Here is a 20,629-nt window from a genome sequence, read left to right on the forward strand (position 1 = left end):
CAGGGCGCCGCGGATGGATTTCAGTACTCGCTCAGCGGAATGCAGCTGCAGAACAGGTTGCGGTCGCCGTAGACGTTGTCCACGCGGCCGACCGGCGGCCAGTACTTGTTGCCCACGGTCACGCCGCTGCCCGGGTGCATGGCCGCAGCCACTTCGCGGGAGTAGGGGTGCGTCCAGTCGCCGCTCATCAGGCTCCTGGCCGTATGCGGGGCGTTCTTGAGCGGGTTGTCATCCTGCGGCCACTCGCCGCGCTCGATCTGGCGGATCTCTTCGCGGATGGCGATCATGGCGTCGATGAAGCGGTCCAGCTCTTCGCGCGTTTCGCTTTCGGTCGGCTCCACCATCAGCGTGTTGGGCACCGGGAAGCTCAGCGTGGGGGCGTGGAAGCCGTAGTCCATCAGGCGTTTGGCCACGTCCTCGGCCATCACGCCGCTGCTGTCCTTCAGGTCGCGCAGGTCCAGAATGCACTCGTGGGCCACATGGCCGTTGGCGCTGGCGTACAGCGTCGGGTAGTGGTCCTTCAGGCGCTTGCTGATGTAGTTGGCGCTCAGGATGGCGGCTTCGGTGGCGTGCGTCAGGCCGTCGGCGCCCATCATGCGGATGTACATCCAGCTGATCGGCAGCACGGCCGCGTTGCCGTAGGGCGCGGCAGACACGGCGCCCACGCCGCGGTGCAGGCCGGCCGTGGCATGGCCGGGCAGGTAGGGCACCAGATCTTCCACCACGCATACGGGGCCGACGCCGGGGCCGCCGCCGCCGTGCGGGATGCAGAAGGTCTTGTGCAGGTTCAGGTGGCTGACGTCACCGCCGAATTCGCCGGGAGCGGCCACGCCGACCAGCGCGTTCATGTTGGCACCGTCCACATAGACGCGGCCGCCATGCTGGTGCACCAGTGCGCACAGTTCCTTCACCTGGGTCTCGAACACGCCGTGCGTGCTGGGGTAGGTGATCATCACGCAGGCCAGGTTGGCGCTGTGCTGCTCGCACTTGGCGCGCAGGTCATCCAGATCCACGTTGCCGTTGCTGTCGCAGGCCGTCACCACCACCTGCATGCCGGTCATCATGGCGCTGGCGGGGTTGGTGCCGTGGGCGGAAGAGGGGATCAGGCAGATGTTGCGGTGGCCCTGGCCTTGCGCCGTGTGCCAGGCCTTGATGGCCAGCAGGCCGGCATATTCGCCTTGCGAACCGGCGTTGGGCTGCAGGCTCACGCCAGCATAGCCGGTGACCTGGCACAGCCAGTCGCGCAGCTGCTGGTCCAGTTCGGCGTAGCCGGCCAGTTGTTCGGCCGGGGCAAACGGGTGCAGGTTGGCGAACTCGGGCCAGGTGATCGGGATCATTTCGCTGGTGGCGTTCAGCTTCATGGTGCAGGAGCCGAGCGGAATCATGCAGCGGTCCAGCGCCAGGTCCTTGTCGGCCAGCGAACGCAGGTAGCGCAGCATGCCGGTTTCGCTGTGGTAGCGGTTGAAGACCGGGTGCTGCAGGTAGGCGCTGCTGCGGCGCAGGGCGGCCGGAATCAGTTCGGGCGCGCTGGCTTCCAGGGTTTCCACGGTCGGCAGGGCCTGACCATCCCTGGCGAAGATGGTCCACAGCAGGGCGAGGTCGTCACGCGTGGTGGTTTCGTCCAGCGAGATGCACAGGTAGTCGCCCCAGGCGGTGCGCAGGTTGGCGCCGTGCTGGCGCGCCTTCTCGGCAATCGCGGCGGTGTCGCCATCGGTCTTCAGGCACAGGGTGTCGAAGGCGCTGCTCTGGTGGAAGGCGCTGTAGCCCAGCTGCTGCAGGCCGGCCTTGAGGATGGCGGTGTAGCGTGCCACGCGTTCGGCAATGCGCTTGAGGCCTTGCGGGCCGTGGTACACGGCGTACATGCTGGCGATCACGGCCGGCAGCACCTGTGCCGTGCAGATGTTGGAAGTGGCCTTCTCGCGGCGGATGTGCTGCTCGCGCGTCTGCAGCGCCAGGCGGTAGGCGGGGTCGCCATGTCCGTCCACGCTCACGCCGACCAGACGGCCGGACATGGAGCGTTTGTAGCTGTCACGGCAGGCCAGGTAGCCGGCGTGCGGGCCACCCGCGCCCATGGGCATGCCGAAGCGCTGCGTGGTGCCGACCACGATGTCGGCATCCATTTCGCCCGGGGCCTTGAGCAGGGTCAGTGCCAGCAGGTCGGCGGCCATGATGAAGGCGGCCTGCTTGCCGTGCACGGTGGCCACGTCATCGCTCCAGTCGTGCACCCAGCCGCTGCTGGCCGGATACTGCACCAGCGCCGCAAAGTAGTCGTCCTGTGCCAGTGCCTGCACCCATTCCTCGTGCGACTGCACCAGCTGCACCTGCAGGCCCAGCGGGGCGGCGCGCGTCTGCAGCACCTCGATGGTCTGCGGATGCACGTCGCCGGAGACGATCATCACGTTGCCCTTGGCCTTGACCGAGCGCTTGGCCAGCGTCATCGCTTCCGCAGCGGCGGTGGCCTCGTCCAGCATGGACGCGTTGGCGATCGGCATGCCGGTCAGGTCGGTGATCATGGTCTGGAAGTTGACCAGCGCCTCCATGCGGCCCTGGCTGATTTCCGCCTGGTAGGGGGTGTAGGCGGTGTACCAGGCCGGGTTCTCCAGGATGTTGCGCAGGATCACGCCGGGAATGTGGGTGCCGTAATAGCCCTGGCCGATGAAGCTGCGGAAGATCTGGTTCTTCTGCGCGATGGCCTTGAGCTCGGCCAGCGCCGCCGCTTCGGTGGTGGCAGGCAGCAGCTGCATGGCGCTGCCACGCGCGATGCTGCGCGGCACGATGGAATCGATCAGCGCCTGGCGCGAAGCCTCGCCGATGACGGACAGCATGTGCTGTTCGTCTTCGGGCGAGATGCCGATGTGGCGGGCGATGAATTCACCGGCGTTTTCGAGGGAGGAAAGAGAGGTCTGGGACATGCGTGGCTCCGGGAGACTCAAGGCACGACAGCGGCCACGCCCCAGCCGGGCGGGCCGCCATGAAGGGCGCAGGGCGCGATCAGGCCGACTTCAGCAGATCGTCGTAGGCGGTGGCGTCCAGCAGCGCGTCCAGCTGGCTGGCGTCGGACAGCTTGACCTTGAAGAACCAGCCGGCGCCCAGCGGATCGCTGTTGATGGCGGAGGGGTCGTCCTGCAGGGCGCTGTTCACTTCGGTGACTTCGCCGCTCACGGGCATGTACACGTCGGCAGCCGCCTTGACGGACTCGACCACGCCGGCCACGTCCTGCTGGGCGTAGCTCTTGCCCACTTCGGGCAGCTCGACGAACACCACGTCACCCAGGGCGTCCTGGGCATGGTGGGTGATGCCGACGGTGGCAACGTCGCCGTCGATCTGGATCCATTCGTGGTCGGGGGTGTACTTGATGGACATGAAAAAACTCCGGTGGGTGTCAATAGAAGAATGAAGGGGAATCGGCGGCCTGATGCTGCATCAGGCCGCCGGAAGGCATCAGCCGCGGTAGTAGCGCGTCGGCACGAACGGCATTTTGGTCACGGTCATCGGCACCGGCTTGCCGCGCACGATGGCGAACAGCTCGGTGCCTTCGATGGAGTATTCGGGGCGCACATAGCCCATGGCGATGGGCTGGTTCAGCGTGGGGCTGAGCAGGCCGCTGGTGACCTGGCCGACCTTCTGGCCGTCCATGTTCTGCAGCTCGGCGGGCTCGCGCACCGGCACGCGCTCCTTGGCGATCAGGCCGACGCGCAGGCGTTCGGTGGGCAGGCGGCCGTCAAGCTGGGCCAGCACGAAATCGGCGCCGGGGAAGCCGCCGGCACGTTCGCCACCGGTGCGGCGCACCTTCTGCATGGCCCAGTTGATGGCGGCCTCGACCGGGGTGGTGGTCTGGTCCAGGTCATTGCCGTACAGGCACAGGCCGGCTTCCAGACGCAGCGAGTTGCGCGCGCCCAGACCGGCGGGCTTGACTTCGGGCTCGGCCAGCAAGGCGCGGGCAAAGGCCTCTGCCTGGTCCTTGTGCAGGGAGATCTCGAAACCGTCCTCGCCGGTGTAGCCGCTGCGCGTGACGAACAGGGGTACCTCGCCCCAGGCAAAGTTGCCGCCGGTCATGAAAACCAGGCTTTCGACGCCGGGTGCCAGGCGCTTGAGCACCTCCACCGCCTGCGGGCCCTGCAGTGCCAGCAGCGCGTGGTCGGGCATGGGGGTGATGGTGCAGCGCGTGCCGATGGTGGCCTGCATGTGGGCCAGGTCGTTCACCTTGCAGGCACCGTTGACGATCACGAACAGATCCTCACCGGTGTTGACAAACATCAGGTCGTCCAGAATGCCGCCGGCTTCGTTGAGCAGCAGGCCGTAGCGCTGCTTGTTCACGCCCAGGCCCTGCACGTCCACGGGCATGAGCGATTCGAAGGCGGCCGCGGCATCGGGGCCGGACAGGCGCAGCTGGCCCATGTGGGACACGTCGAACAGGCTGGCAGCGGTGCGCGTGTGCTGGTGCTCGGCCATCAGGCCGGCGTATTGCACCGGCATGCTGTAGCCGGCAAAGGGCACCATGCGGGCACCCAGTTCGAGGTGCAGCGCGTTGAGCGGGGTGAGGAACAGGTCGTCAGAGGCCATGGCAGTCTCGCTTTCTCGGAATAGGACAGACAGCAACGGGCACACCCGTTGCGGGGCCGCGCTGTCCACTTTACCTGAGAGATTCGCCGCCACGATCGGCCGCTTGCTCCTTCGGTGGCAGGCATCGCTGTGGCAACGCACCGCACTCTCCAGCACGACACACTTTCCTTGCAGAAAGTGGCTGTCAGTCCTCGGTACCTGAGCGTTTCTGGCGGGCATTGCGCCCGCGCGCCTTCGGCGGCCTGCCCCTCGCGGGCCGGCGCTCTCCTGACAATGCGGAATTATAGAAAGGTCAGGGCGCTTGTGCGCAGGAAAACTGCGAGAAAAACAGGGTGCGAGGGATAACCCGCGTTGCAATAATTTACGAACTCATATACTGTAAATACATGAAACTAATTTGAATTTCCGTTACCGAACAGGAAATTACCTGCTGTTATTTCAATGGTCCTTGAAGCTCCACTCCGCCAGCTCACCAACGAGCTGATCCTGCTGAATGAACTGGTGCCGCTGCAGGCGCAGCGCATCGTCGAACTCGGTTGCGGCAACGCGCGGCTCTCGCGTGGCCTGCTGCAGCAGTACCCGCAGTGCCATGTCACCGGGCTGGAGGTGGATCGCATCCAGCATGCGGCTAACCTGGCGAATCCGGCCGAACGGCTGGAGTTCGTGGAAGCCGGCGCGCAGGCCATTCCCGCGCCCGATGCCAGCTTCGATCTGGCCATCATGCTCAAGTCGCTGCATCACGTGCCGCTGGATCTGATGGAGCAGGCGCTGGCCGAGGTCGAGCGCGTGATCCGGCCGGGGGGCTACTGGTATGTGTCCGAGCCGGTGTACGAGGGCGACCTGAACGAACTGATGCGTGTCTTCAACGATGAAGGCACGGTGCGCGCGGCCGCGCAGGCCCTGCTCGACCGGGCCGCCGCCAACGGCCACTGGGAGCGCGTGGACGATGTGTATTTCGACGTGCCGGTGGCCTACCGGGACTTTGCCGATTTCGAGCGCCGCATGGTGAACGTGACCTATGCCGACCGGCGCTTCGACGAGGCCACGCGCACGCGCCTGCTGGCGATTTTCGAGCGCCACATGACAGCCGACGGAGCGCGTTTCGTGCGTCCCATGCACGTCACGCTGCTGCGTCGCCGCTGAAACGGTCCGAAGACTTTGAGAAGAAAGGGTGATTACGATGGATGACAAGGTATCCAACCAAAACCGCCGCAAGCTCTTGCAGGCTCTGGGAGTGGGCACGGTCGTGGCCGGCGCCGCCAGCATCACGCAGCCGGCACAGGCCGCGAGCAAGCTCAAGACGAGTGCGCATATCGCGATTCTGGGCAGCGGCCTGGGCGGCATCGCCATGGCCAACCGCCTGAGCAACATGCTCGATGGCGCGAAGATCACCATCGTGGACGGCAAGGAAGAGCACAACTACCAGCCGGGCTACACGCTAGTGGCCTCCGGTGTCTGGCCGGTCGAGAAGGTGCGCGACCGCAACGCCGATTTCCACCCCTCCGGCATCACCTGGGTGAAGGAGATGGTGGCCGAGATCGATGCGCCCGCCAACACCATCACCACCTCCGGTGGCCAGAAGATCAAGTACGACTATCTGGTGGTGGCGACCGGCCTGGTGATGGACTGGAACCTGATCGAGGGCATGGACCTGAACGCCATCGGCAGCAACGGTCTGGCCAGCGTCTACCCGAGCCCGCAGGCGGCCGCAGCCACCTGGAAGGCCATGCAGGAATATGTGTCCAAAGGTGGTCAGGCCGTCATGACGCTGCCGGCCACGGCGCTCAAGTGCGCCGGCGCTCCGCTGAAGATGACCTTCATGGTGTGCGACCGCCTCAAGCGTGCCGGCATGCTGGACAAGGCGCAGGTCATGTTCAAGTCGGGCGTGAAGAACATCTTCGGCGTGAAGGCCGTGAACGACAACGTGCTGGCGCGCTGGGAGGAGTTCGGCGTCAAGACCGACTACGAAAGCAAGCTGGTGGGCGTGGACATCGGCGGGCGCAAGGCCTACTTCGAGACGCCGGCCGGCCGCGTGGAGCAGGCCTATGACTTCCTGCACGCCGTGCCGCCCATGCGCGCGCCCGACGCCGTCAAGAACAGCGACCTGGCCTGGAAGGAAGGCCCGATGGCTGGCGGTGGCTGGCTCGAGGTGGACAAGGCCACGCTGCAGCACAAGCGCTACCCCAATGTGTTCGGCATCGGCGACGTGAACGGCACGCCGCGCGGCAAGACGGCAGCCACCGTCAAGAAGAGCGCGCCGCTGGTGGCGCACCACCTGGTGCAGACCATTGCCGGCCAGAAGCCGGACCAGGTGTTCGACGGCTACACCTCCTGCCCGATGCTGATCCGCGAGGGCTCGGCCATGCTGATCGAGTTCGACTACGACGGCAAGCTGATTCCGTCGCTGCCGATGATCGATCCGCTGCAGGAAAGCTACATGGCCTGGCTCATGAAATACCGTCTGCTCAAGCCCGCCTATGTGGCGGTGCTCAAGGGCCGCGTCTGATCGGGAGGAGAACACATCATGTATGAAATCTGGCTGACTCTGAACATCCTCTGGGAACTGGGCATGACCATCCTGCCCTGGCTGATTGCCGGTGCCGTGATCTGGGTGCTGCTGATGCTGCCCGCGCTGCGCCGCTCGCGCGCCGACTGGGGCCGCAACTTCAAGCTGGCCTTCTGGCTGGCGCTGGCGTTCGGCATCTTCATCTTTGTCGTGACACCGGCCTGGACCAAGGCCTCGTTCTCCGACATGGGCTACTGGATCGACTGGGGCAACCTGCTGATGATCGGCGTGGCCTGGGCGGCAGGGGCGTTTGCCTTCCTGTGGCCGCTGCTGACGCTGGTACGCGGGCGCGGTCAAGCCCTCGCCTGACAGCAGGGCTCTGGCACAATGAACAGGCAGCCGATTGGCTGCCTGTTTCCGTTCTGGCCGGACCTTTTTGCGATGACTGATGCTGTTTCCCGCGAGCTTGACCTGGCGCAGGCCACCGTGATGGTGCAGGCCTTGCTGGACCGGCTGCGCCGCCACAGCGCCCAGCCCGGGCAGGTGCAGTGCATCGAGACGCATATCTCCTGGGTGCTGCTGGCCGATGATCTGGCCTGGAAGATCAAGAAGCCCTTGCGGCTGGATTTTCTGGACTTCGGCACGCGGGCGCTGCGGCAGGCCTGCTGCGAGGAAGAGCTGCGCATCAACCGCCGCACGGCGCCAGCCCTTTATCTGGATGTGGTGCCGATCACCGGCACGCCGCAAGCGCCGGAGCTTCGCGGCAACGGCCCGCTGCTGGACCATGCCGTGCGCATGCGCCGTTTTCCGCAGGACCAGTTGCTGAGCCGGCTGGTGCTGCAGGGCGGGCTGGATATTTCTCTGATGGACGCGCTGGCGCGGCAGATTGCGGCCCTGCATGCGCAGGCCGACAGGGCCACGCCCGGGCATGCGCATGGACAGCCGCAGGCCATCCAGCATGCCGTGGCCGACAACTTCGTGACTCTGCGCCATGTGCTGCCGCGCGGAGCCGGGCGTGAGCAGCTGCGCACCCTGTTGCGCTGGACGCGCCAGCAGCAGCGCCGCCTGCAGCCCCGGTTTGTGCAGAGACTGGCGGAAGGCCAGGTGCGCGAAGGTCATGGTGATATGCATCTGGGCAACCTGATGCTGCACGAAGGCCAGCCGCTGCTGTTCGATGCTATCGAGTTCGACCCGGCGCTGCGCTGGATCGACGTGATGGCCGACATCGCCTTTCTGGTGATGGACCTGCTGCACCGCCAGCGGCCGGATCTGGCCTGGCGCGTGCTCAACGGCTGGCTGGAGCAGACCGGCGATTACGCGGGGCTGGAGCTGCTGCCGTATTTTCTGGTCTACCGTGCGCTGGTGCGCGCCAAGGTGGCCTCGCTGCGCCTCGGGCAGGCGCAGGGCGAGGTGCGTGCGCAGGCACAGGCCGAGCTGCAGGGCTATCTGGCGCTGGCCGTGCAATGCACGCAGCCCCGCTCGCGCCATCTCTGGATCACCATGGGGCTGTCGGGCTCGGGCAAGAGCTCCCAGACCCAGGGCCTGATCGCCCGTACCGGCACCATCCGCCTGCGTGCCGATGTGGAGCGCAAGCGCCTGTTCGGCCTGGCACCGGAGGCGTCGAGCCGGGCGATCGCCGAGGATATCTACACGCCCGAAGCGTCGCGCCGCACCTTCGAGTGGCTGGGTCAACTGGCCTTGCGTGTGCTGGCTGCCGGTTTTCCGGTGCTGGTCGATGCCACCTTCATCCGGCGCGAGCTGCGCGCGCAGTTCCGCGAGCTGGCGCAGCAGGCGGGTGTGCCGTTCTGCGTCCTGGCCTTCGAGGCGCCTGCTGCGGTGCTGCGCCAGCGCATCCGGCAACGGCTGGAGCAGGGGGGGGATGCCTCCGAGGCGGACGTGCAGGTACTGGAATCCCAGTTGCAGGCGCTGGAGCCGCTCGGGCCGGAGGAGCAAGACCATGCCCTGCATATCGACAGTACGGCGCCGGTGGACTGGGATGACGTGCTGGATGCAGGAGGCGGTTTGACCGCTTCAGCCCCGTCCCGGTGATGACCTATGGGCTGCATGGAGCCTGAATCGGGCACCATGGCGACCGGCAGCTCAGTTGTATCCGCACGTTTTGTTGCAGGGCACCTGCGGGATCGCTCCTACCATCAGAGGGCGCCGGAACGCGGTGGTGATCGCCTCGCGACGGCAACTCTGGAAAGGAATTGATATGCGTAAATGGATTGCCATGATTTCCCTGGCCAGCATGGCTGCCGTGACTGCCGGCTGTTCCACCTGGGACAATCTCTCCCGCGCGGAGAAGGGCGCCGTGATCGGCGCTGGTGCTGGCGCAGCGGTCGGCTCGCAAGTGGGTGACGGCGGCGCGCTGAACACCCTCGGCGGAGCTGCCGTGGGTGGCGTGATCGGTCACGAAGTGGGTCGCCGTACCAACTGAGTCCGCCAGACGGAGAGGGGGCGTGTATTCAGCACGGCCTCCATTCCCGTCAGCACAAGCCCCGGTGCAGGAAGCTGCAGCGGGGCTTTTTTCGTGCCGGGCCGTGTGCGCCCGTTCAGGTCAGAACAGCAGGCGGTGCACCCAGCTGTCCGGCACCGCCCACAGCAGCAGCGAGGTCAGCGTCAGATAGCGCAGGAACTTGCCCGCAGCCATCCAGCCCATGCAGGGCCAGAACGGCAGCTTGAGCCAGCCCGCCACCGCGCAGATCGGATCGCCGATCACCGGCAGCCAGGCAAAGAAGCAGGCCTTGGGGCCGAGCCGCTCCAGCCAGCGCAGCGCACGCACATCGGTGCTGGAATGGCGCGCCTTGTCCACCGCCTTGTGCGCGCCCAGACCCATCCACCAGCTCACCGCGCCGCCCAGGGTATTGCCGGCCGTGGCTACCAGAATAGCCGGCCAGAACAGGGAAGGATTCAGCTCCACCAGCCCGAACACGGCCGGCTCCGAGCCCAGCGGCAGCAACGTGGCAGAGATGAAGGCCACCACGAACACCGTGCTCAGCCCGTACTGGGGCAGCGCCAGTGCCTGCAGCAGCGAGGCAAAGAAGGCTTCCATGGCGCGCAGTATACGGCGCCATCTTGCATAAAAAATGGGCAGGTGTACAATAGCGCCCTTCCCGCACTCCCGATCGATCCAGCCAGTTTGCGCAACCGGCTGGCGCGACGCGTTTCCGCCGTTTTCTGCGGCCTGCCTATCTGATGGCCCGATATGGCCACCCCGACGCTTCCACCATGCAACTGGCCCAGTTCACCCTGCCGAACCCCGTGTTCGTCGCCCCCATGGCGGGAGTGACGGACCGGCCGTTCCGCCAGCTGTGCCGGCGCTTCGGTGCCGGCCATGCGGTCAGCGAGATGGTGACGTCGAAGAAGGAACTCTGGAACAGCCTGAAAACCTCGCGCCGCGCCGACCACAGCGGCGAGCCGGGGCCGATTGCCGTCCAGATCGCCGGCGTGGAAGCCGAGGAAATGGCCGAGGCCGCGCGCTACAACATCGCGCGTGGCGCCCAGATCATCGATATCAACATGGGCTGCCCCGCCAAGAAGGTGTGCAACAAGTGGGCCGGTTCGGCGCTGATGCAGAACGAGACACTCGCGCTGCAGATCGTGGAAAGCGTGGTGGAAGCCTGTGCGCCGCATGGCGTGCCGGTGTCGCTCAAGATGCGCACCGGCTGGGCGCAGGACCACCGCAACGCCGTCAGCATTGCCCGCGCCGCCGAACAGGCCGGCGTGGCGTTGCTGACCGTGCATGGCCGCACGCGCGAGCAGGGCTACAAGGGCGAGGCTGAGTACGACACCATCGCGGCGGTGAAGGCTGCGGTGGGCGTACCGGTGGTGGCCAATGGCGACATCGACAGCCCGCGCAAGGCCGCACAGGTGCTGGCACAGACCGGCGCCGATGCGGTGATGGTTGGCCGCGCCGCCATGGGCCGTCCGTGGATCTTCCGCGAGATCGCGCATTTCCTGCAAACCGGGACCGAATTGCCGCCGCCGCGCGTGGCCGAGGTGCGCGAGGCGCTGCGGGAGCACCTGCACGAGCACTACGGCCTGTATGGCGAGTGGTCGGGCGTGCGCAGTGCGCGCAAGCACATCGGCTGGTACGTGGCCACGCTGCCCGGTGGCGAGGCCTTGCGCCAGTCCATCAACCGCATCGAACAGGCGGAGCAGCAGGCGCGGGAAGTGGATGCCTGGTTTGCCCGGCTGGAATCGGAGCAGGAGTTTTTGACCCCTGTCAATCCGGCGTTCGTCCCGGTGGAAAACTGGCGCCAGGCGGCTTAAACTGCATAAAATTTAATCAAGAAGAAAGAAACCCCCGATACCATGGCACATGAAAAACTGGAAGAGTGCGTTCGCAGCAATCTGCAGCTCTATCTGGATGACCTGCAAGGCCAGGAGCCGAGCAATATGTACGACATGCTGCTGCGTGTGGTCGAAAAACCCATGCTCGAACTGGTGATGGAGCAGACGCGCAACAACCAGAGCCGCGCCGCCCAGTGGCTGGGCCTGAACCGCAACACCCTGCGCAAGAAGCTGGTGGACCACGGCATGCTCACCACCAGCGTGCGCTCCTGAACGATTTCAACATTCCCAAGAAAATTAGAGGACCTCTGATGACCACCCTGACCGCACTGCTGTCCGTGTCCGACAAGACCGGCATCGTCGAACTTGCCAAGGAGCTGAACGCCCTGGGCGTGAAACTGCTCTCCACCGGCGGCACCGCCAAGCTGCTGGCCGAACAGGGCCTGCCCGTGACCGAGGTGGCCGACCACACCGGCTTTCCCGAAATGCTCGATGGTCGCGTGAAGACGCTGCACCCCAAGATCCACGGTGGCCTGCTGGCACGCCGCGATCTGCCCGAGCACATGGCGGCGCTGGGTGAGCACGGCATCGCCACCATCGACATCCTGTGCGTGAACCTGTACCCGTTCGAGGCCACCGTGGCCAAGGAAGGCTGCACGTTGGCCGATGCCATCGAGAACATCGACATCGGCGGCCCGGCCATGGTGCGTTCCGCTGCCAAGAACTGGAAGGATGTGGCCGTGCTGACCGACGCCGGCCAGTACGCAAAGGTGATTGCCGAACTGAAGCAGGACGGCAAGGTCAGCCTGCCGACCAAATTTGCCCTGTCCGTGGCTGCCTTCAACCGCATCGCCCAGTACGACGGCGCCATCAGCGACTACCTGTCGGCCATCAGTTTTGACGAAGCCAAGGTGGACGGTACGCCCGAGCGTGTGCTGTTCCCGGCGCAGAGCAATGGCATGTTCGTCAAGGTGCAGGACCTGCGCTACGGTGAAAACAGCCACCAGCAGGCCGCACTGTACCGCGACCTGTACCCGGCACCGGGCAGCATCGTCACCGGCGAGCAGCTGCAGGGCAAGGAACTGAGCTACAACAACATCGCCGATGCCGACGCCGCCTGGGAATGCGTCAAGCAGTTCGACGTGCCGGCCTGCGTCATCGTCAAGCATGCCAACCCCTGCGGCGTGGCTGTGGGCAAGGACGGTGCCGAGGCCTACAGCAAGGCTTTCCAGACCGATCCGACCAGCGCCTTCGGCGGCATCATCGCCCTGAACCGCACGCTGGACAAGGCCGCGGCCGAGCTGATCGTCAAGCAGTTCGTGGAAGTGCTGATGGCGCCCGACTTCACCCCCGAAGCGCTGGAAATCTTCAAGCCCAAGACCAATGTGCGCCTGATGAAGATCGCGCTGCCCAAGGGTGGCAACACGCCGTGGGACAAGGGCCAGAATGCCATGGACGCCAAGCGCATCGGTTCCGGCCTGCTGCTGCAGACGGCTGACAACCACGAGCTGCAGCTGAGCGACCTGAAGGTCGTGACCAAGCTGCAGCCGACCGAACAGCAACTGCAGGACATGCTGTTTGCCTGGAACGTGGCCAAGTTTGTCAAGAGCAATGCCATCGTTTTCTGCAAGGACGGCATGACCATGGGTGTGGGCGCCGGCCAGATGAGCCGCCTGGACTCCGCCCGCATCGCCTCCATCAAGGCCGAGCATGCCGGCCTGAGCCTCAAGGGCACGGCCGTGGCGAGCGACGCTTTCTTCCCGTTCCGTGACGGCCTGGACGTGGTGATCGACCATGGCGCTAGCTGCGTGATCCAGCCGGGCGGTTCCATGCGCGACCAGGAAGTGATCGATGCGGCCGACGAGCGTGGCGTGGTGATGGTGTTCAGCGGAGTGCGTCACTTCCGCCACTGATGCACCATGCAGGTTTGAGGCCGGTCAAGGCCTCGACAGGAAGGGAAGCTTTCGGGCTTCCCTTTTTCGTGGGCGCTTCGTATGGTGTGACAACTTGTACCGTTTCGTTTCTATAATTTCACTCCTGTGAAACTGTCCCGCCTGCAAACCCTCCGCCGCTCACGCTCCGCGTGGTGGCTAGCCGTGCTCGCTGCCGTGCTGCAGCTGGCCATGGGGCTGCAGAGTGCGCAGCATCAGGTGCGCATGGCAGGGCAGAGCGACCTGCTGGCCGTCTGCACGCCCACGGGCATCGCCTGGGTGGCTGCCGACATGCAGGGCGACGAGTCGGATCCGGTGCCGGCGGCGCAGTCGCAATGCATGGTGTGCGCGGCGGCGGCCTTCCTGCCCCTGCTGCCGGAGATCGCTCCCGGGCTGGCACCGGTGTCGCAGGCAGCCTTCACGCCCCCTGTCTTCCCCCAATGGTGGCCCTCCAGTGGCCCGCCTGTCGGCCTGCCGCTGGCGCGGGCGCCACCGCAACTTTCCTGAAGTCCTCCCCATTGTTCCGCTGACGCATTCCGGAGGCCTAGTGCTGCCCGGATGACGGCTGTACCGGTGCGCGCACGGTTGCGCGGCTGGTGGCGTGTGCACGCGCGTGGATTGCGCTGCACTGGCGGAGCCTCTCCGTTCAGGGGCAGGCTGTCTGCCCCGGCCGGAACCCCTTGTTCTTCAGGAAGTTGTTCCCATGGATTCCCGTACCTTTTTCTCGTTTGCCCTGACGCCCGTTGCCGTTGCCATCCTGTCCATGCCCGCCATGGCGGCTGATACCCTGCCGGCCACTCCCGATGCGGTGGCTGCCGCTCCGGCGGTCACCCAGGGCGCTGTGCCCGATGTGCTGTTGGCCCAGGTTGCTCCCGTCCCGGAGTCGATGCCTGCCGGCTCTGTCCCCGCCGCCGGCACCGCATCTGCCTCCAGCGAAGGCGCCGACTACCGCGTTGTGGTAACCGGTGCCGGCACTGGCGCCAGCAAGCCGCTCACCGTCGTTACCGACCCGCGCAAGGCGCGCCAGCCGATTCCGGCCCAGGACGGTGCCGACATTCTCAAGACCGTGCCCGGCTTCTCCGTCATCCGCAAGGGCGGCACCGATGGCGATCCGGTGCTGCGCGGCATGGCCGGCTCGCGCCTGAACGTGCTGCTCGATGGCGAGCACATCCTGGGCGGTTGCGGCGGCCGCATGGACCCGCCCACCGCCTACGTCTTTCCCGATTCCTATGACCGCCTGACCGTGCTGAAAGGCCCGCAGACCGTTCTGCATGGCCCGGGCAACTCGGCCGGCACCGTGCTGTTCGAGCGCGACCGCGAAGCGCGCCCGGAGCAGCCGGGCCTGAAGGCCAACGTGAGCGGCACCGTGGGCAGCTTCGGCCGCCGCGACGTGATGGGCGACCTGAACTACGCCACGCCTGACTTCTACGTGCGCGGCACTGGCACCCATACCCGCTCGGACGACTACAAGGATGGCAGCGGCAATCCCGTGCACTCCTCCTACGAGCGCTGGAGCGGCCGCATGGCGCTGGGCCTGACGCCCGATGCCAACACCCTGTACGAGCTGACCTACGGCCGTAGCGATGGCGAAGCCGCCTACGCCGACCGCATGATGGACGGCACCAAGTTCGACCGCGAGAACATCGGCCTGCGCTTCGAGAAGCGCAATATCTCCCCGCTGGTGCGCAAGGTGGAAGCCAACGCCTACCGCAACTACGTGGACCACGTGATGGACAACTTCAGCATGCGCCCGGCCACGCCGGCAGCCATGCGCGCCCTGAGCAACCCGGACCGAGAAACCATCGGTGCGCGCGTTGCCGTGACCCTGCAGCCGCTCGAATCCACGCGCGTGATTGCCGGCGTGGACGCGCAGGAAAACCAGCACACGCTGCGCATGTCCAAGGGCGTGATGGCCGGCACCGCCTACGAGGCCATGCCGCGCATCGAGGATGGCAAGTTCCGCCAGCTGGGCCTGTTCGGCGAAGTGCACCACAACCTGGACGACAGGCAGCGCCTGATCGGCGGCGCGCGCGTGGACTGGTGGGAAGCCACCGACCAGCGCATGACGCCCAGCCTGGCCACGCGCGGCCTCAAGCGTGACGACACCCTGCCCAGCGGCTTTCTGCGCTGGGAGCGTGACTTCGACCAGGGCAACGGCACGGTCTACGCCGGCCTCGGCCATGTGCAGCGCTTCCCCGATTTCTGGGAAACCGTGGGTGGCATGCGCCAGAGCACAAGCACCAACAGCGCCTTCAACACCCGCCCGGAAAAAACCACCCAAGTGGACGTGGGCGTGAACTGGAAGAACGAGCGCCTCAGCACCAGCCTGTCGACCTTCTACAACCGCATCGATGACTACATCCTGATCGATGCCTTCAACACGGGAGCGCGCTTTGGCAAGGTGGGCAACCCGGCCGTGGTGCGCAACATCGACGCCAGCAGCTATGGCCTGGAAGCGGCACTCAGCTACGCGCTCACGCCGCAGTGGAAGCTCGACGCCAGCCTGGCCTATGTGCGCGGCAAGAACCGCACCGACGGCACGCCGCTGGCACAGATGCCGCCGCTGGAAGGCAAGCTGGGCCTGAACTGGAACAACGGCACCTGGAGCGCCGGTGCGCTGTGGCGTGTGGCTGCGCGCCAGGATCGCGTCGATCCGGGCAAGGGCAATATTGCCGGTCAGGACGTGGCAACGGCCACGCCGGGCTTCGGCACGCTCTCGCTCAACGGCAGCTACAAGGTCAACAAGCGCGTGCGCATCATCGCGGGGGTGGACAACGTGTTCGACAAGACCTATGCCGAGCACCTGTCGCGTTCGGGCACCATGATTCCCGGCTACATCCAGACCGGCCGCATCAATGAGCCCGGCCGCAACTGGTGGCTGAAGACCACGGTGGCGCTGGACTGAGGCGGGCCAGCAGCGCATGATCCTGGGCGCCCGGGCGTCCCGATGCCGTGCGTATGCCACGATCGTCACCGATCGTCACAGCTGTACGTCGGGTAGCCACGTACATTGCAGGGGAAGCCTTCGGGCTTCCCTTTTTCGTTCGGAGGTGAGCATGCCTGTGGGGTTGGAAAGACGCAGTTTCCTGGTGGTAGTGGCGGGCGCGCCGATGCTGGTGGCGCTGTTGCAGGGCTGTGCAGCGCAGGAAGAGGAGGACACCCCGGATTCGTGGCTGGATACCGCAAGCATCCTGCAGCTGGAAAGGCTGCTCGAGGGCCGGCTGGGCGTGTACGCCTTCAACGCTGCCAACGGCGTGAGCGTGGCGTACCGCGAACAGGACCGTTTCGCCCTCGACAGCGCGCAGGCACGCTCCTTCTTCCGCAAGACCCTGACGGAGGAAGAGGTGTCAGCGGATAGTGCGCAGGAGGCCGGCACATCGCCGCGAGCCCTGCTCGAAACCCTGCTGCGCCTGGCCCCTGCCGGGCCTGCATCCGGCTTGCCCGCGTGGCGCCAGCGCCTCCGGGAGCATGGCAACACACGGCGTCAGCTCGGGGATGCCGTTCCGCAGGACTGGCCGGTGGTCATGCATGCCGCGCAACATGGCGGTTCGGCGTACCGCGCGGTGCTGGTGTTTCCGCCGGGTCGCCCGGCGGTGGGTGCTGTCGCCATGGCCGAAGCGCAGACAGCAAAAAGCCGCAACGATATTCTCGTTGCGGCTTTGCGGCAATCCTTGCGGATGCTCGGCCTGTCGTGAAACCGGACGCCACATGCCGGTGGCGCTGGCGGCTTACTTGGCGGCGACTTTCTGCGCCTTGGCCTCGTCGGACTTTTTCTTCAGTTCGTCCTTCAGTTCCTTCATCTTGTCCTGCAGGGGCTGAAAGGGGCCGAAGCGGTGGTCTTCGGCCGTTGCGCCCGTCACGTAGGGCGGGAAGGCGGCGTCAACCGGCTTGTTCCAGCGTGCCGGGAAGTCCTTGTCCAGGTTGGACTTGATGGGGCGCGGCTTGCTCAGCACATAGCCGGCCACGTCAAAGGCCTGCTCTTCGGTGAGCTGGGGCTTTTCGTGCGAGGTGCCCTGGGGCATGTTGGCCATGATGAAGGCAGAAGCCGTCAGCATGCGGTTCATGCCGGCGCCGTTGTTGAAGGTGTCCTTGCCCCACAGCGGCGGGAAGGTATAGCCGGCCGGCTCACCCGGTTTGGCGGGGGCGCCACGCACGCCCTGGCCGTCCGGGCCGTGGCAGACTGCGCAGGTCTGCTTGTAGATGGCTTCGCCAGCCACCAGATCGACCTTGCGGTTGGGCGGAGTGTACTTCATCAGGCCCTGGCCCGTGACCTTGGTGCCCACCGGCACGTCCTTGGACAGGAAGTGGATGTAGGTGGTGAAGGCCTTCATTTCCTTGCTGTCGAAGGGCAGCGACTTGCCGTTCATGCTGCGCTCCATGCAGCCGTTCACGCGCTCTTCGATGGTGCTGATGGTGTCTTCACGGCCACGGTACTGCGGGAAGGTGGAGTGCGAACCGACCCAGGACATGGCGAAGGGCTTGGTGGCCGATGCCTGGTGGCAGGACGTGCAGGACAGGTTGTTGCCTGCATAGCGCATCTTCACATCCTTCACCTCGGGGCCGATGTGGGCGTAGGTGCGCTCGGTCAGTTCCTTGCCGTACTTGACCATCTTGCCGTAGGCATCGTCAGGCAGGCTGGCCGGATCGTAGGCGGCGGCGGGCTTCATGGCCATTTCGCCGTTGGCTGCCTTGGCTGCCGGGGCAGCAGCAGCTGCGCTGGATGCAGCAGCATCAGCCGAAGAGGCTGCAGCCGATGCGGTCTGCGCAGCGGCAGAAGCCGTATCAGCAGCTGCGCTGGCAGCTTGCGTGGTGGGGGCGGGGGATTGGGACTGTCCACATGCGGCCAGCATGGCGGCAATGGCCATCACGGTGGGGGCCAGATACAGGCGGGTTGACATACTACTACTCCAAGTGGTCAAAGAAAAACGGCGTGCACTGTCCCTGCCCGCGAGTGATTTATATTTTCATGAATTATCTCATTCGAAACCATTGTCATGGTAGGGCAAGCCCTGATTGCGTGGGCCAGGCGGGAACGTGTTGGGGGTCTGACCAGTGGAGATGGCGTTGCCGCGCAGTTCCGAGGACGTCGCGGGAGAGCAGACAGGGGCGATCAGGCAGCGCTCTTGGGCGGCAGCAGGCGATAGCCGATCAGCAGCGCGCCCAGCAGGGCGGCCGTGAGGGCCGCAACGGCGCCATGCCAGTGGCCCCGCGCATAGGCCAGCCCGCACAGCCAGGCACCCAGAAAGCCGCCGCTGTAATAGGCCATGTAGTAGAGGCCGGAGGCGAGTGAGCGGCCTGTTTCCACCTTGTGCGCGATGAAGCTGATGGTGGCCGACTGCGTGATGAAAATGCCGCTGGACATGATCGCCAGGGCCAGCACGATCAGCGGCACGCCGGGCAGCAGCGTGAGCCAGAGTCCGATCAGCGACATGCCCAGCGCCAGCAGGATGGTGCGCCGGAAGCCGAAGCGCGGCAGGAGGCGGCCGGCGACGGGGGTGATCACCACGCCCAGCAGGTAGACGGCGAAGATGTTGCCCAGGGCGCCGGTATCGAGGTGGTAGGGCGCATCCGCCAGGTAGAGGTTGATGTAGGTGAAGCCGCCCACCAGCGTGAACAGCACGCACACCCCGAGGGCGCAGGCCGTGAGCACCGAGCGGTTGCGCAGATGCCTGCCGAGCATCTGCAGGCCACTGCGCATGTCCGGGTTGGCGATGAAGTTCCGCGAGGCCGGCAGGAAGCGCCACACCAGCAGCGCGCCCAGCAGATTCGCCACGGCCATCAGCAGGAAGGCGCTGCGCCACTCCATGACGGCGCTCAGGTGGCCGAGCAGGAAACGGCCCAGAAAGCCGCCCAGCACGGTGCCGGCCACATACACCGACATGGCGCGCGCCATGGCACGGGTGCGAAACTCTTCGCCGATATACGCGATGGTGACCACGGTGATGCCGGGCACGGCCAGCCCCTGCAGAAAGCGCAGCAAGATCATCCACTGGATGTCGGTGACGAAGAACATCAGCGCCGTGGGCACGGCCAGAAAGAACACGGAACCGACGATGATGGGCTTGCGTCCGATGGCGTCCGACAGCATGCCGGTGAAGGGCGCGGTGAGCGCCACGGCCAGCACGGTGGCGCCTACCGTGGAGCCGGCCTGCACCACGCTGGCCTGAAAATCGCGCACCAGCAGCGGCAGGATGGCCTGCACGGCATAGACCTGAATGAAGGCGAAAACGCCGATCAGGCCGAAGGTGAGCAGCAGCATCCCGCCCGGAGTCGCATCGGCCGGGGATGCGGGCGGTGGGGAAACTGCCTGGGACATGGGAACTGCTGGGATGGCGTCAGGTGCTGCGCTGCGCGGCGGCTGCCGGCGACGGGGTCGTTGCGGCCTCAGTGCCTGACGGAGTTTCGGCAGCCGGTTCTGCAGCGGCAGTTTCGGGAGCCGTTTCCGGCTTGGAGACGGGTGCGGCAGCTTGTGCCTGGCCACCGTTCAGGATCTGCTCCAGTTGCGCATCCTTGGCCTTCCAGATGCGCTGGATCCAGCGCTGCAGGCCCATGGGGGAGATGGGCTGGTCGGGCGCCGGGCGCAGGTTGTGCGGCACAGGCAGCTGCTGCACCTGCACCACCACCTCGCTCAGGCGGCCGGCCAGCACGTCGCCGAAAGTCGGCACGCCGTTGGGGTAGGCGATGGTCACATCCAGCACCTGGGTGAACATGTCGCCCATGGTTTCCAGCGCCATGCCCACGCCGCCGCTCTTGGGCTTGAGCAGGTGCTTGTAGGGCGATTTCTGCGCCGTGTGCTTTTCGGGCGTGAAGCGCGTGCCTTCGGCAAAGCTGATCAGCGAGGTGGGAATCAGGCGGAACTTCTCGCAGGCCTTGCGGGCGTTTTCCAGATCCTGCTGCACGGTGGCGGCGCCGCCGCGCTTCATGAAGGGGAAGTCCAGCGCCCACCACACCAGGCCGATCACCGGCACATAGATCAGCTCGTGCTTGATGAAGAACTTGAGGAAGGGCGCGCGGCGGTTCAGGATGGTCTGCAGCACCAGAATGTCGACCCAACTCTGGTGGTTGCTGATGACCAGGTACCAGGATTTGGTGTTGAGGCCTTCCAGCCCGCTCACGCGCCAGCGCGTGCGGTTGATGGCATTGATCCAGGCGCCGTTGACGCTGACCCAGCCGGTAGCGATGCTGTTGAGCGCGTGGTCGCACAGCGCGCGCACCGCCTTGATCGGCAGCAGGAACTTGATCAGGGCAAACGGCAGCATCAGCAGCGCGCCGGCCAGCGTATTGAGGGCCACCAGCAAGCTGGCCAGCACCGTGTGGATTGCGGACATGGACT

General features: G+C 65.9%; 18 protein-coding genes and 2 riboswitches. Of the genes, 11 read left to right on the plus strand and 7 right to left on the minus strand.

The annotated features are described in order from the left end of the window. Positions 1-20 precede the first annotated feature (20 nt). From gcvP to gcvT, 3 genes are all read right to left on the minus strand, one after another. Entirely contained in the window at positions 21-2,912 is a 2,892-nt protein-coding gene (gene gcvP / locus BMW28_RS01060) for an aminomethyl-transferring glycine dehydrogenase (protein ID WP_091812919.1), read from the minus strand. Positions 2,913-2,991: 79 nt separating this feature from the next. Further along, positions 2,992-3,363: a glycine cleavage system protein GcvH gene (gene gcvH, locus BMW28_RS01065; RefSeq protein ID WP_091812921.1), complete on the minus strand. Its 372-nt coding sequence runs from the start codon at positions 3,361-3,363 to the stop codon at positions 2,992-2,994. 78 nt (positions 3,364-3,441) lie between these two features. Next, the gene (gene gcvT, locus BMW28_RS01070; RefSeq protein ID WP_091812923.1) at positions 3,442-4,563 is read right to left on the minus strand and encodes a glycine cleavage system aminomethyltransferase GcvT; all 1,122 of its coding nucleotides are present in this window, start codon (positions 4,561-4,563) and stop codon (positions 3,442-3,444) included. Positions 4,564-4,614: 51 nt separating this feature from the next. Next, positions 4,615-4,726: riboswitch (glycine riboswitch) on the minus strand. A gap of 12 nt (positions 4,727-4,738) precedes the next feature. Continuing rightward, a riboswitch (glycine riboswitch) is annotated at positions 4,739-4,843 on the minus strand. Between the two features lie 161 nt (positions 4,844-5,004). On the opposite strand from gcvT, the gene BMW28_RS01075 reads away from it, so the two are divergent. The 5 genes from BMW28_RS01075 (at position 5,005) to BMW28_RS01095 (ending at position 9,509) form a co-directional block, all read left to right on the plus strand. Then, entirely contained in the window at positions 5,005-5,706 is a 702-nt protein-coding gene (locus BMW28_RS01075; RefSeq protein ID WP_091812925.1) for a class I SAM-dependent methyltransferase, read from the plus strand. A gap of 37 nt (positions 5,707-5,743) precedes the next feature. Further along, complete coding sequence (locus tag BMW28_RS01080; protein ID WP_091812927.1) at positions 5,744-7,069, plus strand: NAD(P)/FAD-dependent oxidoreductase; 1,326 nt, start codon at positions 5,744-5,746, stop codon at positions 7,067-7,069. A gap of 18 nt (positions 7,070-7,087) precedes the next feature. Then, positions 7,088-7,438 carry a hypothetical protein gene (locus BMW28_RS01085; protein WP_091812929.1) on the plus strand — a complete coding sequence of 117 codons (351 nt, stop codon included), beginning with the start codon at positions 7,088-7,090 and terminating at the stop codon, positions 7,436-7,438. Positions 7,439-7,510: 72 nt separating this feature from the next. Next, positions 7,511-9,118, plus strand: coding sequence for a bifunctional aminoglycoside phosphotransferase/ATP-binding protein (locus BMW28_RS01090; protein WP_091812931.1), 1,608 nt, complete (start codon positions 7,511-7,513; stop codon positions 9,116-9,118). 166 nt (positions 9,119-9,284) lie between these two features. Continuing rightward, complete coding sequence (locus BMW28_RS01095) at positions 9,285-9,509, plus strand: glycine zipper 2TM domain-containing protein (RefSeq protein ID WP_234969921.1); 225 nt, start codon at positions 9,285-9,287, stop codon at positions 9,507-9,509. Between the two features lie 120 nt (positions 9,510-9,629). Here BMW28_RS01095 and BMW28_RS01100 read toward each other — a convergent pair whose 3' ends face one another. Next, positions 9,630-10,124 carry a YqaA family protein gene (locus tag BMW28_RS01100; RefSeq protein WP_091812934.1) on the minus strand — a complete coding sequence of 165 codons (495 nt, stop codon included), beginning with the start codon at positions 10,122-10,124 and terminating at the stop codon, positions 9,630-9,632. A gap of 176 nt (positions 10,125-10,300) precedes the next feature. Between BMW28_RS01100 and dusB the strand changes: the two genes are divergently transcribed. The 6 genes from dusB to BMW28_RS01130 all read left to right on the plus strand — a co-directional run bounded on the left by dusB (position 10,301) and on the right by BMW28_RS01130 (position 16,991). Then, positions 10,301-11,344 carry a tRNA dihydrouridine synthase DusB gene (dusB, locus tag BMW28_RS01105; protein ID WP_091815293.1) on the plus strand — a complete coding sequence of 348 codons (1,044 nt, stop codon included), beginning with the start codon at positions 10,301-10,303 and terminating at the stop codon, positions 11,342-11,344. Between the two features lie 42 nt (positions 11,345-11,386). Further along, the gene (locus BMW28_RS01110) at positions 11,387-11,638 is read left to right on the plus strand and encodes a helix-turn-helix domain-containing protein (protein WP_091812935.1); all 252 of its coding nucleotides are present in this window, start codon (positions 11,387-11,389) and stop codon (positions 11,636-11,638) included. Positions 11,639-11,676: 38 nt separating this feature from the next. Next, complete coding sequence (gene purH / locus BMW28_RS01115) at positions 11,677-13,278, plus strand: bifunctional phosphoribosylaminoimidazolecarboxamide formyltransferase/IMP cyclohydrolase (RefSeq protein WP_200785689.1); 1,602 nt, start codon at positions 11,677-11,679, stop codon at positions 13,276-13,278. Positions 13,279-13,404: 126 nt separating this feature from the next. Then, positions 13,405-13,803, plus strand: coding sequence for a DUF2946 family protein (locus BMW28_RS01120; RefSeq protein WP_143280524.1), 399 nt, complete (start codon positions 13,405-13,407; stop codon positions 13,801-13,803). A gap of 196 nt (positions 13,804-13,999) precedes the next feature. Next, positions 14,000-16,201: a TonB-dependent copper receptor gene (locus tag BMW28_RS01125; RefSeq protein ID WP_234969923.1), complete on the plus strand. Its 2,202-nt coding sequence runs from the start codon at positions 14,000-14,002 to the stop codon at positions 16,199-16,201. 151 nt (positions 16,202-16,352) lie between these two features. Continuing rightward, positions 16,353-16,991, plus strand: a complete 639-nt coding sequence (locus BMW28_RS01130; protein WP_143280525.1) for a hypothetical protein — start codon at positions 16,353-16,355, stop codon at positions 16,989-16,991. 33 nt (positions 16,992-17,024) lie between these two features. On the opposite strand, the gene BMW28_RS01135 is transcribed toward BMW28_RS01130, so the two are convergent. From BMW28_RS01135 to BMW28_RS01145, 3 genes are all read right to left on the minus strand, one after another. Next, positions 17,025-18,194 carry a c-type cytochrome gene (locus BMW28_RS01135; protein ID WP_234969925.1) on the minus strand — a complete coding sequence of 390 codons (1,170 nt, stop codon included), beginning with the start codon at positions 18,192-18,194 and terminating at the stop codon, positions 17,025-17,027. A gap of 212 nt (positions 18,195-18,406) precedes the next feature. Beyond that, positions 18,407-19,612 (minus strand): MFS transporter, encoded by a 1,206-nt coding sequence (locus BMW28_RS01140; RefSeq protein ID WP_091812941.1) that lies wholly within the window; start codon positions 19,610-19,612, stop codon positions 18,407-18,409. A gap of 19 nt (positions 19,613-19,631) precedes the next feature. Then, positions 19,632-20,624 (minus strand): acyltransferase, encoded by a 993-nt coding sequence (locus BMW28_RS01145; protein WP_091812943.1) that lies wholly within the window; start codon positions 20,622-20,624, stop codon positions 19,632-19,634. Positions 20,625-20,629: the final 5 nt, after the last annotated feature.

This window comes from Allobrachymonas denitrificans DSM 15123 (genome assembly GCF_900110225.1).
Taxonomy (GTDB): Bacteria; Pseudomonadota; Gammaproteobacteria; order Burkholderiales; family Burkholderiaceae_C; genus Brachymonas; species Brachymonas denitrificans.

What these genes read in the sequence shown, in the direction of transcription:
- gcvP (WP_091812919.1), bottom strand. Translation starts at nt 2,912, where the DNA reads ATGTCCCAGACCTCTCTTTCCTCCCTCGAAAACGCCGGTGAATTCATC.
- gcvH (WP_091812921.1), bottom strand. Translation starts at nt 3,363, where the DNA reads ATGTCCATCAAGTACACCCCCGACCACGAATGGATCCAGATCGACGGC.
- gcvT (WP_091812923.1), bottom strand. Translation starts at nt 4,563, where the DNA reads ATGGCCTCTGACGACCTGTTCCTCACCCCGCTCAACGCGCTGCACCTC.
- BMW28_RS01075 (WP_091812925.1), top strand. Translation starts at nt 5,005, where the DNA reads ATGGTCCTTGAAGCTCCACTCCGCCAGCTCACCAACGAGCTGATCCTG.
- BMW28_RS01080 (WP_091812927.1), top strand. Translation starts at nt 5,744, where the DNA reads ATGGATGACAAGGTATCCAACCAAAACCGCCGCAAGCTCTTGCAGGCT.
- BMW28_RS01085 (WP_091812929.1), top strand. Translation starts at nt 7,088, where the DNA reads ATGTATGAAATCTGGCTGACTCTGAACATCCTCTGGGAACTGGGCATG.
- BMW28_RS01090 (WP_091812931.1), top strand. Translation starts at nt 7,511, where the DNA reads ATGACTGATGCTGTTTCCCGCGAGCTTGACCTGGCGCAGGCCACCGTG.
- BMW28_RS01095 (WP_234969921.1), top strand. Translation starts at nt 9,285, where the DNA reads ATGCGTAAATGGATTGCCATGATTTCCCTGGCCAGCATGGCTGCCGTG.
- BMW28_RS01100 (WP_091812934.1), bottom strand. Translation starts at nt 10,124, where the DNA reads ATGGAAGCCTTCTTTGCCTCGCTGCTGCAGGCACTGGCGCTGCCCCAG.
- dusB (WP_091815293.1), top strand. Translation starts at nt 10,301, where the DNA reads ATGCAACTGGCCCAGTTCACCCTGCCGAACCCCGTGTTCGTCGCCCCC.
- BMW28_RS01110 (WP_091812935.1), top strand. Translation starts at nt 11,387, where the DNA reads ATGGCACATGAAAAACTGGAAGAGTGCGTTCGCAGCAATCTGCAGCTC.
- purH (WP_200785689.1), top strand. Translation starts at nt 11,677, where the DNA reads ATGACCACCCTGACCGCACTGCTGTCCGTGTCCGACAAGACCGGCATC.
- BMW28_RS01125 (WP_234969923.1), top strand. Translation starts at nt 14,000, where the DNA reads ATGGATTCCCGTACCTTTTTCTCGTTTGCCCTGACGCCCGTTGCCGTT.
- BMW28_RS01130 (WP_143280525.1), top strand. Translation starts at nt 16,353, where the DNA reads ATGCCTGTGGGGTTGGAAAGACGCAGTTTCCTGGTGGTAGTGGCGGGC.
- BMW28_RS01135 (WP_234969925.1), bottom strand. Translation starts at nt 18,194, where the DNA reads ATGTCAACCCGCCTGTATCTGGCCCCCACCGTGATGGCCATTGCCGCC.
- BMW28_RS01140 (WP_091812941.1), bottom strand. Translation starts at nt 19,612, where the DNA reads ATGTCCCAGGCAGTTTCCCCACCGCCCGCATCCCCGGCCGATGCGACT.
- BMW28_RS01145 (WP_091812943.1), bottom strand. Translation starts at nt 20,624, where the DNA reads ATGTCCGCAATCCACACGGTGCTGGCCAGCTTGCTGGTGGCCCTCAAT.